11 protein-coding genes, 5 tRNA genes and 1 pseudogene are annotated in these 11,579 nt (G+C 69.4%); 4 read left to right on the top strand and 13 right to left on the bottom strand.

Annotation, left to right across the window (positions count from 1 at the left end; genetic code table 11):
- Together VN520_RS29640 and VN520_RS29635 are read left to right on the top strand one after the other, a co-directional pair.
- A pseudogene (locus VN520_RS29640) lies at positions 1-338 on the top strand (2-phospho-L-lactate guanylyltransferase); the annotation flags it as partial.
- A 10-nt stretch (positions 339-348) separates the two neighbouring features.
- Positions 349-552: a hypothetical protein gene (locus VN520_RS29635; RefSeq protein WP_325750023.1), complete on the top strand. Its 204-nt coding sequence runs from the start codon at positions 349-351 to the stop codon at positions 550-552.
- Positions 553-634: 82 nt separating this feature from the next.
- On the opposite strand, the gene VN520_RS29630 is transcribed toward VN520_RS29635, so the two are convergent.
- From VN520_RS29630 to leuC, 4 genes are all read right to left on the bottom strand, one after another.
- Complete coding sequence (locus VN520_RS29630) at positions 635-1,282, bottom strand: HU family DNA-binding protein (protein ID WP_325750022.1); 648 nt, start codon at positions 1,280-1,282, stop codon at positions 635-637.
- A 142-nt stretch (positions 1,283-1,424) separates the two neighbouring features.
- Complete coding sequence (locus VN520_RS29625) at positions 1,425-1,652, bottom strand: hypothetical protein (RefSeq protein WP_030638437.1); 228 nt, start codon at positions 1,650-1,652, stop codon at positions 1,425-1,427.
- Positions 1,653-1,756: 104 nt separating this feature from the next.
- Positions 1,757-2,350 carry a 3-isopropylmalate dehydratase small subunit gene (leuD, locus tag VN520_RS29620; protein WP_325750021.1) on the bottom strand — a complete coding sequence of 198 codons (594 nt, stop codon included), beginning with the start codon at positions 2,348-2,350 and terminating at the stop codon, positions 1,757-1,759.
- Positions 2,351-2,352: 2 nt separating this feature from the next.
- The gene (leuC, locus tag VN520_RS29615; RefSeq protein ID WP_325750020.1) at positions 2,353-3,780 is read right to left on the bottom strand and encodes a 3-isopropylmalate dehydratase large subunit; all 1,428 of its coding nucleotides are present in this window, start codon (positions 3,778-3,780) and stop codon (positions 2,353-2,355) included.
- Positions 3,781-3,953: 173 nt separating this feature from the next.
- Between leuC and ndgR the strand changes: the two genes are divergently transcribed.
- Complete coding sequence (gene ndgR, locus VN520_RS29610; RefSeq protein WP_325750019.1) at positions 3,954-4,667, top strand: IclR family transcriptional regulator NdgR; 714 nt, start codon at positions 3,954-3,956, stop codon at positions 4,665-4,667.
- A 137-nt stretch (positions 4,668-4,804) separates the two neighbouring features.
- Here the strand turns inward: ndgR and VN520_RS29605 are convergent.
- From VN520_RS29605 to VN520_RS29565, 9 genes are all read right to left on the bottom strand, one after another.
- Positions 4,805-4,877: transfer RNA gene (locus VN520_RS29605), tRNA-Glu, on the bottom strand.
- A gap of 20 nt (positions 4,878-4,897) precedes the next feature.
- A tRNA-Gln gene (locus VN520_RS29600) sits at positions 4,898-4,969 on the bottom strand.
- Positions 4,970-4,979: 10 nt separating this feature from the next.
- Positions 4,980-5,052: transfer RNA gene (locus VN520_RS29595), tRNA-Glu, on the bottom strand.
- A gap of 60 nt (positions 5,053-5,112) precedes the next feature.
- Positions 5,113-5,185: transfer RNA gene (locus tag VN520_RS29590), tRNA-Glu, on the bottom strand.
- Positions 5,186-5,204: 19 nt separating this feature from the next.
- Positions 5,205-5,276: transfer RNA gene (locus VN520_RS29585), tRNA-Gln, on the bottom strand.
- Positions 5,277-5,361: 85 nt separating this feature from the next.
- A complete protein-coding gene (locus VN520_RS29580; RefSeq protein ID WP_325750018.1) occupies positions 5,362-6,081 on the bottom strand; it encodes an HAD family hydrolase in 720 nt (239 codons plus the stop codon).
- A 118-nt stretch (positions 6,082-6,199) separates the two neighbouring features.
- Positions 6,200-7,678 (bottom strand): glutamate--tRNA ligase, encoded by a 1,479-nt coding sequence (gene gltX / locus VN520_RS29575; protein WP_325750017.1) that lies wholly within the window; start codon positions 7,676-7,678, stop codon positions 6,200-6,202.
- Positions 7,671-8,447, bottom strand: coding sequence for a fumarylacetoacetate hydrolase family protein (locus VN520_RS29570; RefSeq protein ID WP_325750016.1), 777 nt, complete (start codon positions 8,445-8,447; stop codon positions 7,671-7,673). The genes gltX and VN520_RS29570 overlap by 8 nt, the downstream gene beginning before the upstream one ends.
- 81 nt (positions 8,448-8,528) lie before the next feature.
- Complete coding sequence (locus tag VN520_RS29565; RefSeq protein WP_325750015.1) at positions 8,529-8,711, bottom strand: hypothetical protein; 183 nt, start codon at positions 8,709-8,711, stop codon at positions 8,529-8,531.
- Positions 8,712-9,320: 609 nt separating this feature from the next.
- On the opposite strand from VN520_RS29565, the gene VN520_RS29560 reads away from it, so the two are divergent.
- Positions 9,321-11,579, top strand: a 2,259-nt coding sequence (locus tag VN520_RS29560) for a nitrate- and nitrite sensing domain-containing protein (RefSeq protein WP_325750014.1), incomplete at its 3' end; no start/stop codon positions are given.

Here is an 11,579-nt window from a genome sequence, read left to right as displayed (position 1 = left end):
CCGCGCTCAACGCGGATCTCCCCGCGCTGCGTCCGGGCGAATTGGCCCGGGTGCTCGAATTCGCTGCGGCATTCCCCCGTGCATTTGTCAGCGATGCGCAGGGAATCGGCACCACATTTCTTTCCGCGACGCCCGGCGTGGAATTGCGGCCGGCCTTCGGCGGGGCGTCGCGTGCACGGCACCTGGCTTCGGGAGCGGTCGAGGTCGCCCTGCCGGGCCTCGGTTCGGTCCGCAGGGACGTGGACACGGGCGACGACCTGGAAGCCGCGCTGGCGCTGGGGGTGGGGCGGTTCACCGCAGGGCTGGCGGCCCCGGTGCCGCCTGCCGGGGACCGATAGGCTGCCGCTCATGCAGGCGACCTCGTTCACGTACGACTCCGAGACCCGCACCGGCAGCGTGCTCCTCGACGACGGCACCCCGGTGGACTTCGACGCCGCGGCGTTCGACGCGGGAGGGCTGCGGCTGCTGCGTCCGGGGCAGCGGGTGCGGATCGAGACCGAGGGCGGGGGCGCCGCGCTGCGGATCACCCTGGTGACGCTGCAGACGCTCTGACCGGGCCCCTGAACAGCCCGCGGGCCGGGCTCCCCGAGGGGAGCCCGGCCCGGCGCGTATGAGGAACGAGCGGTGCCCGGTCTCACTTCTTGCGTGCGGTGGACTTCTTGGCCGTGGTCGTGCGCGCCGTGGTCTTCTTCGCGGGCGCCTTCTTCGCGGTGGTCTTCTTGGCGGGGGCGGTCTTGGCGGCGGCGGTCTTCTTCGTGGCCGTCGTCTTCTTCGCCGGGGCCGCCTTCTTCGCCGCAGGCGCGGTCTTCTTGGCCGTCGCGGTGGTCTTCTTGGCGGTGGTCTTCGCCGGGGCCGTCTTCTTCGCGGCCGCCGTGGTCCTGCGCGCCGTGGCCTTCTTGGCGGTGGCCTTCTTCGCGGCCGCCTTGGCCGTCGTACGGGTGGAAGAACCGCCCGAGAGGCTGCCCTTGGGGGCCTTCTTCACGGCCACGTCGTTCTTGGGGAGCTTCTTGGAGCCGCTCACCAGGTCCTTGAAACCCTGGCCCGCGCGGAAACGGGGCACGGAGGTCTTCTTGACCCGTACGCGTTCACCGGTCTGCGGGTTGCGGGCGTACCGGGCGGGACGGTCGACCTTCTCGAACGAGCCGAAGCCGGTGACCGAGACACGGTCCCCCGCGACGACCGCGCGGACGATCGCGTCGAGTACCACGTCGACTGCGTCTGCGGCCTGCTGACGGCCGCCGACCTTGTCGGCAATCGCTTCTACGAGCTGCGCCTTGTTCACGTCTTCCCCTTCGGAGACATTGCCGGAACGAAACTGTTCAGGCTTTTTCGCACGTTAGGCAGATATATACCGCAAATCAAACACGAAACGGGCTAATCACCCTAGTGCCGCAACGAAGTCGACCGCTGCGCTGTCCGCAGCATCAGTCACCTTCGGGGAATCGGCCCTCATCGAGGTCCTTCATCAACCGGTCCAGACGTCTTGCCGCGCCTGGGAGATCGTGCTTAGCCGCGGCCGTGACGACCAGCAGCTTCCGGGACAGCGCCATCCGTACGCCCTCCGGGACTTGCAGGGCACGCACCTTTGCGTGCGCTTCTTTCAATCGGTCGGCGACGTGGCCATAGAGCTCGAGTTGGCTGTCGCGTTCCATGCGCCGATTGTGCCATCTGGGGCGAGTTGTCGCCCGAGGGGGTCTCAACAAGCGACTGCGCCCCCTGCCGGCGGGCAGGGGGCGCAGTGCGGGAAAAGCGCTGCTCAGGCGTCAATCGTGCGCGGCTTGTGGGACGGCCTGGCCGCCTCGTAAGTCACAATGTCCGCTTCGTTCTGAAGAGTGAGGCTGATGTCGTCGAGCCCGTTCAGCAGTCGCCAGCGGGCGTTCTCGTCGAGTTCGAAGTCGGCCGTGATTCCGCCCGCGAGGACCTGGCGCCTCTCCAGGTCGACGGTGACCTCCGTCGCCGGATCGGCCTCGGTCAGCTCCCAGAGACTGTCGACGACCTCCTGGTCGAGGACGACGGTCAACAGACCGTTCTTCAGGGAGTTGCCGCGGAAGATGTCGGCGAAGCGGGAGGAGATGACGGCCTTGAAGCCGAAGTTCTGCAGGGCCCAGACCGCGTGCTCACGCGAGGAGCCCGTACCGAAGTCGGGACCGGCGACCAGAACCGAGGCGCCCTTGCGCTCGGGACGGTTGAGGACGAAGTTCTCGTCCTTGCGCCAGGCCTCGAAGAGCCCGTCCTCGAAGCCGTCGCGGGTGACCTTCTTCAGCCAGTGCGCGGGGATGATCTGGTCGGTGTCGACGTTGCTGCGGCGCAGCGGAACGGCCCGGCCGGTGTGTGCGGTGAATGCTTCCATGGTTATCGGACTCCGGCGGGCGTACGGGCGTCGGACAGATCGGCGGGCGAGGCCAGATGGCCCAGCACGGCGGTGGCGGCGGCGACCTGCGGGGAGACCAGGTGCGTGCGGCCGCCCTTGCCCTGCCTGCCCTCGAAGTTCCGGTTCGAGGTGGAGGCGGAGCGCTCACCGGGGGCGAGCTGGTCGGGGTTCATGCCGAGGCACATCGAGCAGCCCGCGTGCCGCCATTCGGCGCCGGCGGCGGTGAAGACCTTGTCCAGCCCCTCCTCGACGGCCTGCAGCGCGACCCGGACCGAACCGGGGACGACCAGCATCCGCACGCCCTCGGCGACCTTGCGGCCGTCGAGGATCGAGGCGGCGTTACGCAGGTCCTCGATGCGCCCGTTGGTGCAGGAACCCACGAACACCGTGTCGACATTGATCTCGCGCAGCGGCTGGCCGGCGGTCAACCCCATGTATTCCAGGGCCTTTTCGGCGGCGTGGCGCTCCGACGCGTCCTCGTAGGAGGCGGGGTCGGGGACGACGGCCGACAGGGGCGCGCCCTGGCCGGGGTTGGTGCCCCAGGTGACGAACGGCGCGAGCGCGGCTCCGTCGATGACGACCTCGGCGTCGAAGACGGCGTCGTCGTCGGTGCGCAGCGTCTTCCAGTACTCCACCGCGGCGTCCCACTCCTCGCCCTTCGGGGCGTGGTCGCGGCCCTCGAGGTAGGCGAAGGTGGTCTCGTCGGGGGCGATCATGCCCGCGCGGGCGCCGGCCTCGATCGACATGTTGCAGATGGTCATCCGGGCTTCCATCGAGAGCTTCTCGATGGCGGGACCGCGGTATTCGAGGATGTAGCCCTGGCCGCCGCCGGTGCCGATCCGGGCGATGATGGCCAGGATGAGGTCCTTGGCCGTGACACTGTCGGGGAGTTCGCCCTCGACGGTGATCGCCATGGTTTTGGGGCGGGCCAGCGGCAGGGTCTGGGTGGCCAGGACGTGCTCGACCTGGCTGGTTCCGATACCGAAGGCCAGTGCTCCGAAGGCGCCGTGGGTGGAGGTGTGCGAGTCACCGCAGACGACCGTGGTGCCGGGCTGGGTCAGGCCGAGCTGCGGGCCGACCACGTGCACGACACCCTGCTCGACGTCACCCAGCGGGTGCAGCCGGACGCCGAACTCCGCGCAGTTCCTGCGCAGGGTCTCCAGCTGTGCGCGGGAGACCGGGTCGGCGATCGGCTTGTCGATGTCGAGCGTCGGGGTGTTGTGGTCCTCGGTGGCGATGGTGAGGTCGAGCCGCCGCACCGGCCGGCCCGCCTGCCGCAGGCCGTCGAACGCCTGCGGGCTGGTCACCTCGTGCAGCAGGTGCAGATCGATGAAGAGGAGGTCGGGCTCGCCATCGGCGCGCCGGACGACGTGGTCGTCCCAGACCTTCTCCGCGAGTGTCCTACCCATCGCTTTCCCTCCGGCCGGCGTCTTCGCCGGCCCAACTAGAGATTCGGGTGCCGCCGTCCGGACCCCCGAGCGGGGCGGTGGCCGCGGGCCGTTGCAAGGCCGCTCGTACAGGTTCGCAACTTCCCGGGAAAATTGAACTTGCGTTTCACAGAGTGAGACGGGAGTATCGTCGTATGGACAACTCTAGCGGCGTCGGCGTTCTCGACAAGGCAGCTCTGGTATTGAGCGCCCTGGAGTCCGGTCCGGCCACCCTCGCCGGGCTGGTCGCGGCGACAGGGCTCGCACGGCCCACGGCACACCGTCTGGCCGTGGCACTCGAACACCACCGCATGGTGGCGAGGGACATGCAGGGCCGTTTCATCCTCGGCCCCCGGCTCGCGGAGCTCGCGGCCGCGGCCGGCGAGGACCGCCTCCTGGCGACGGCCGGGCCCGTGCTCACACATCTGCGCGACATCACCGGCGAGAGCGCGCAGCTCTACCGCCGGCAGGGCGACATGCGCATCTGCGTGGCGGCGGCGGAGCGGCTCTCCGGGCTGCGGGACACCGTGCCGGTCGGCTCCACGCTCACGATGAAGGCGGGTTCCTCCGCACAGATCCTGATGGCCTGGGAGGAGCCGGAGCGGCTGCACCGGGGCCTGCAGGGGGCCCGCTTCACGGCGACGGCGCTCTCGGGAGTCCGGCGGCGGGGCTGGGCCCAGTCGATCGGCGAGCGCGAGCCGGGCGTCGCCTCGGTCTCGGCCCCGGTACGCGGCCCGTCCAACCGCGTGGTCGCGGCGGTCTCCGTCTCCGGCCCGATCGAGCGGCTCACCCGCCACCCCGGCCGGATGCACGCACAGGCCATCATCGACTCGGCCGCACGGCTGAGCGAGGCCCTGCGCCGCGGCTGACCGACTGCCCTCGTCCACTCCGGCCGCCCCAGCGTCGTGGCGGCCCAAGTCACTTGCCGGAGCCCCGGGATGGGCACTGTGCGCACACGCAGAAGGCCCCTCACCGAGGTGAAGGGCCTTGCCGTACTGCTGCGGTGTACCCCCGACCGGATTCGAACCGGCGCTACTGCCGTGAGAGGGCAGCGTGCTAGGCCGCTACACAACGGGGGCGTGGTTACTGCTGACTTGCGCTGGGCTACCAGGACTCGAACCTAGAATGACGGTACCAGAAACCGTAGTGTTGCCAATTACACCATAGCCCATGGTGTGAAGTACCCCCGACCGGATTCGAACCGGCGCTACTGCCGTGAGAGGGCAGCGTGCTAGGCCGCTACACAACGGGGGCCCTAGCGATCCTGCATCGAAAACGTGGGTGCGACCCAGGTGTTCTCGCGGGAAGGATCTGTACCCCCGACCGGATTCGAACCGGCGCTACTGCCGTGAGAGGGCAGCGTGCTAGGCCGCTACACAACGGGGGCTTGTTACTTCGGTCTTGCGCTGGGCTACCAGGACTCGAACCTAGAATGACGGTACCAGAAACCGTAGTGTTGCCAATTACACCATAGCCCACTGAAACACAACCCCTGTGGGTTTTGTTTCTGTCCGCGCTTCCCGTTCGAACCTTCCGGCCCGCTCGGGCGGCGCAGGAAGAACATTACCTGAAGGTGTCCGGCGCTCCAAAACGGGTATGGCCGGCCAGCAGACCGGGAAGCTGGTCCAGACCGGTGATCCGCACGAGTTCGGGGCGTCCGCCCTGCTCCTCGCGGTCCAGCCAGATCCCGGTGAGACCGGCGGCCACCGCGCCGCCCGCGTCGATGTCGGGTTCGTTGCCGACGTACGCCACCTCGTGCGGGTCGAGCTCCAGGGCCTCACAGGCGGCGTGGAACGCCCCCGCCTCCGGCTTGGAGATCCCCAGCTCGACGGCGCACACCACCGCCTCGAAGCGGTCCCGCACCCCGAGGGCGCGCAGCTTGCGGTCCTGGTTGTGGATGCTGGAGTTGGACAGGACGGCATGCCGGTAGTCGCCCGCCAGCCGGTCCAGGACGGGCACGGTGTCCGGGAAGAGGGTCCAGGCGGCCTCGTAGTGCGCGGCATGCCGGCCGAACCACTCGTCGGCCTCCGCGTCGCTCAGCCACCGCCCGAGAAACGCGCGTACGCGCTCCCGGCGCTGCCCCTGGAAGTCGGTCTCCCCGGCGGCGAAGCGCTCCCACTGCACGTCCGTGACGGCCTTCCAGGCGTCAAGGGCACGCTCCAGGGATCCGTACCCCTCGGGGAAACCCTCGTGCTCCAGATGCCTGCGCATACCGATGCGGTCGGCCCCGGAGTAGTCGAAGATCGTGTCGTCGATGTCCCAGAGGACCGCACGGATGGTCATGCGGCGTACCTACCCGTCCCCGGGCGTTCCGATGCCGCAGGCCCGCACGCGCGCCGTGCACGCCGGAGGCCGGGACCCCCCTTCATGGGGGGTCCCGGCCTCCGGCGTGCGCGCAGAGCTACGCGGCGAGCTTGGCCAGCGCCGCGTCGATGCGGGCGATCGTCTTCTCGCGGCCCAGGATCTCCAGGGACTCGAAGAGCGGCAGACCGACCGTGCGGCCCGTGACGGCGACGCGGACCGGGGCCTGCGCCTTGCCGAGCTTCAGGCCGTGCTTCTCGCCGGCGGCGAGGACGGCCGCCTTGAGCGCCTCGGCGTTCCACTCGGCGGCGGTCAGCTCGGCGCGGGCCGTGACGAGCAGGGCGTCGGAGCCCTCCTTCATGGCCTTCGTCCAGGACGCCTCGTCGTGGACGGGCTCGTCCAGGAAGAGGAAGTCGACGTTGGCCGTGATGTCCGAGAGGACCGTCACACGGGTCTGGGCGTGCGGGGCGATCTCGGCGAACTGCTCCGCGTCGAAGGCCTCGGGGGCCCAGGGGGCGAAGGGGGCCTTCAGCCAGGGCCCGCAGGCCTCGGTGAAGGTCTTCACGTCGAGCATGCGCAGGTGCTCGGCGTTGATGTGCTCGGCCTTCTTCAGGTCGAAGCGGGCCGGGTTGGCGTTGACGTCGGCGATGTCGAACGCCGCGACCAGTTCGTCCCGGCCGAAGATGTCGCGGTCCTCGGCGATCGACCAGCCGAGCAGCGAGAGGTAGTTGAGCAGCCCCTCGGGCAGGAAGCCGCGCTCGCGGTAGAGGTTGAGCGAGGCCTGCGGGTCACGCTTGGAGAGCTTCTTGTTGCCCTCCCCCATGACGTACGGGAGGTGGCCGAAGGCGGGGGTGTCCTTGGCGACGCCCAGCTCGATGAGCGCCCGGTAGAGGGCGATCTGGCGCGGGGTGGAGGAGAGCAGGTCCTCGCCGCGCAGGACGTGGGTGATCTCCATCAGCGCGTCGTCGACCGGGTTGACCAGCGTGTAGAGCGGGGCGCCGTTGGCGCGGACGATGCCGTAGTCCGGGACGTTCTCCGGCTGGACGGTGATCTCGCCGCGGACCAGGTCGGTGAAGGTGATCGCCTCGTCGGGCATCCGGAAGCGGACGATCGAGGTGCGGCCCTCGGCCTCGTACGCGGCCTTCTGCTCGTCGCTCAGGTCGCGGCAGTGGCCGTCGTAGCCCGAGGGCTTGCCGGCGGCGCGCGCGGCGTCGCGGCGGGTGTCGAGCTCCTCGGTGGTGCAGTAGCACGGGTACGCGTATCCGGCGGCCAGGAGCTTCGCCGCGACGTCCTTGTAGAGGTCCATGCGCTGCGACTGGCGGTACGGGGCGTGCGGACCGCCCGTCTCGGGGCCCTCGTCCCAGTCGAGGCCGAGCCAGCGCATCGATTCGAGCAGCTGCTCGTAGGACTCCTCGGAGTCGCGGGCCGCGTCGGTGTCCTCGATACGGAAGACCAGGGTGCCCTGGTGGTGCCGGGCGAAGGCCCAGTTGAAGAGAGCCGTCCGGACCAGGCCCACGTGGGGGTTGCCGGTCGGGGAGGGACAGAAACGTACGCGGACAGGTGCAGGTGCGTTAACCACGCTTGATCACCTTGTTGGTGAGAGTGCCGATGCCTTCGATGGTGACGGCGACCTCGTCGCCGACGTGCAGGGGCCCGACCCCTGCGGGGGTCCCGGTGAGGATCACGTCGCCAGGGAGCAGCGTCATGGCTTCCGTGATGTGGACGATCAGGTCCTCGACGGAGCGGACCATGTCGCTCGTCCGGCCGAGCTGGCGCTGCTGGCCGTTGACCGTGGCCTGGATGGCCAGGTTGCCGGGGTCGACGTCGGTCTCCACCCAGGGGCCGAGCGGGCAGGAGGTGTCGAAGCCCTTCGCCCGGGCCCACTGGCTCTCGCGGCGCTGGACGTCACGCGCGGTGACGTCGTTGGCGCAGGTGTAGCCGAAGACGACGTCCTTGACACGCTCGCGCGGGACCTCGCGGCACATACGGCCGATCACCACGGCCAGCTCGGCCTCGTGGTGCAGTTCCTCGGAGAAGGAGGGGTATTCGATGGAGTCGCCCGCACCGATCACCGAGGTGGTGGGCTTGAAGAAGGCGACGGGCACATCCGGGACCTCGTTGCCCAGCTCGGCGGCGTGTTCCGCGTAGTTGCGGCCGATGGCCACGACCTTGTTGGGAAGCACGGGCGGCAGCAGCCGGACCTTCTTCAGCGGGACCTTGGTCCCGGAGAGCTCGAAGTCGGCGTACGGGATGCCCTTGATGATGTCGAGGACGAGGCTGTCGGGGCTGTCGCCCTCGACCGCGCCGAAGGCGACATTGCCGTCGATGGAGAACCTGGCGATGCGCACGGGATGCTGTCGCCCCTCACTTGCTGGCTGGCTGAAGACTGACGCTCCAGGCTATCGCCTCGCCGGGCCGGGGGACGGCTGCTACTGCGCCGCCGCGACCGGGGCTTCCATGAGGACGGTGCGGCGCGGGTTGGCCGTCTGGGCGGGCAGGGCGACGGTGTGCTCCCGCTGCTCCGGCGTCTGCAGCGCTCCGGCGTCCTCGAGGTGCGCCAGCGTCGTGCGCCGGGGGTTGGCAATGTTGCGGAACGTCATCGTCGTCTTCATCTGCCGTATGGACCCTTGTCGCTGGGGCGCGGCCCGAAGGTGCGCCGGTTGTCGGATTCGCCTATCCCTGTAAAGCGTCAGGCTAAACATCCGATTCCCTCTCATGGCCGGGATCAGACGGCGATCATGATGTGAGTTTGCTCACGAACTTGCTGACAAAACGCCCATTGCGGGCAGTTGATCATGGCGTCCAAACCCGACAATACATCTCTGAATCTGCTATTCCGCTCCCGATCATGGCGTCTGGGACACCCGCCGCCCTCGGGACAATCACCCGTGATTGCCCGTTTTGACCCTGAACACGCTCCACGCCTTGTCACCCGTTCATCACACCGTGTCATCCAGGTCACGGCCCGGTACGCGGGCCTTGTTGGAGATCCTTCACTGTGCTGGAATTCCACGCACCGCCGCGGGTTTCAGGCCCAGCGCGCAGGGGCGCAACGCAGCGCCGAGTGGCGGCGGGAGGGGGAAGTACGCCGGTCACTCACGACCACCATGGGGCGCGTCCAGCGCCCCACGACGCCGACACCGTTCCGCCGCGCCACGTGCGGAGGGACGCCTGGTCCAGAGGTTGCGACGCTAGTGCAGGGACGTTTCAAGAGGGATGGCATGGGGTCGCCCCAGCCCCGCCAGGGCCGAGGGGAAACCCCGGCGGAGCAGGAGCCGCGCGGTGGGAACGACCGCGGTTCCTCGCCCCAGCACGCCCAGAATCCCGGCGCGCCCGGTGACGGCGGAGACCGCGCGCAGCGCCCCGGCCCGGCAGGGACCGGCAGCACGACGGAGGCCGCAGCGCCCCTCAAGCCGGCCGGCCCCACCCCGGCCAGTTCACGCCTGGCCCTGCGCAACTGGCGCATCAGCACGCGTCTGGTCTCCCTGCTCGCCCTCCCCGTGGTCGCGGCGACCACCCTGGGCGGACTGCGCATCAACGAGTCCATGAACGACATGGACCAGCTGGAGCACATGCAGCTGCTCACCCAGATGACCAGGAAGGCGACCGCGCTCGCCAACGCGCTCCAGGAGGAGCGCGACAGGTCGGCCGGCCCGCTGTCGAACGGCGTGAAGGCCACCGACTACAAGGTCACCCAGCCCCGTGAGCGCACCGACCGCGCCAAGGCCGCCTTCTTCGAGGCCACGGACGAGATCGGCAACACCCCGGGCGACGCGGCGCTGGACAGCATCCACGCGAGCGTCAGCCAGATCAGCACCCAGCTGGGCAAGATCACCAGCATCCGCAAGGACGCCTACGCGGCCGACAGCCCCAGCCTCAACACGATCGACCAGTACAGCCAGCTGATCACGTCGCTGCTGAGCCTCTCCCAGGACATGGCGCAGGCCACCAGCAACCCGGAGATGATCAAGCGGACGCGTGCGCTGGCCGCCTTCTCGTCCTCGAAGGAGTACGCCTCCGTCGAGCGCGCCATCATCGCCGCGGCGCTGCCGGACGGCACCGGCACCAAGGCGCACCTGAACGACAACGACCAGGCGTTCGGGCGCAACGCGCAAGGAAAAGCGGACTCGACCCTCAAGACGTTCGAGACGACCTACTCGTCCACCGGGAAGAGTTCCGCCGAGCTGCTGGCGCCGCTGGACAACGGCAATCCCGAGATCACCGCCGCCGAGATCTACGCCAAGAAGGTGCTCGACAGCCCGCTCGGCATGGAGGGCAGCGGCAAGACCCGTACGTACATGGACTGGTACGACCAGAGCTCCACCAAGATCCAGGCCATGAAGACCATCGAGGCCTCGCTCCTCGGCGAGATGGAGAGCAAGGCCCGCGAACTGCGTGAGGAGTCGCAGCGCGACGCGATCCTCAACGGTGCGATCATCCTCATCGTCCTGGGTGTGTCGCTGGTCGGCGCCTTCGTCGTGGCGCGGTCCATGATCCGTTCGCTGCGCCGGCTGCAGGACACCGCGACCAGGGTCGCCCAGGACCGGCTGCCCGAACTCGTCAGGCAGCTCTCGGAGACGGACCCGCAGGACGTCGACACCTCCGTCGAGTCGGTCGGCATCCACTCCCGCGACGAGATCGGCCAGGTGGCCACGGCCTTCGACGACGTGCACCGCGAGGCGGTCCGTCTGGCGGCCGAGCAGGCGCTGCTGCGGGGCAACGTCAACGCGATGTTCACCAACCTCTCGCGCCGGAGCCAGGGCCTCATCCAGCGCCAGCTCTCGCTCATCTCCGAGCTGGAGTCGCGCGAGGCCGACCCGGACCAGCTGTCCTCGCTCTTCAAGCTCGACCACCTCGCGACGCGTATGCGCCGTAACGGCGAGAACCTCCTCGTCCTCGCGGGTGAGGAGCCCGGCCGCCGCTGGACCCGGCCCGTGCCGCTGGTCGACGTGCTCCGTGCCGCCGCCTCCGAGGTGGAGCAGTACGAGCGCATCGAACTGGCCGCGGTGCCCGCGACCGAGGTCGCCGGCCGGGTGGTCAACGACCTCGTGCACCTCCTGGCCGAGCTGCTGGAGAACGCCACGTCGTTCTCCTCCCCGCAGACGAAGGTCCGGGTCACCGGTCACGCCCTGCCCGACGGCCGTGTGCTCGTCGAGATCCACGACACGGGTATCGGCCTCTCCCCCGAGGACCTGGCCGCGATCAACGAGCGGCTCGCCTCACCGCCCACCGTGGACGTATCGGTGTCCCGCCGCATGGGTCTGTTCGTGGTCGGCCGGCTGTCGCTGCGTCACGGCATCCGCATCCAGCTGCGGCCCTCCGACTCCGGCGGTACGACCGCGCTGGTCATGCTGCCCATGGAGGTCGCGAACGGCGGCAAGCAGCCGTCGAAGCAGGGCCCGCAGGGCAAGGGGCCGCAGGGCGGTGCCCCGGGCGGTCTCCTCGCCGGCGGTGGCGCTCCCACGGGCGGCCAGCGTCCC

It is taken from the genome of Streptomyces sp. (assembly GCF_035563135.1).
GTDB lineage: Bacteria > Actinomycetota > Actinomycetes > Streptomycetales > Streptomycetaceae > Streptomyces.
Note: the sequence above shows the minus strand (reverse complement) of the source record. Positions and strands in the feature narration are given on the sequence as shown.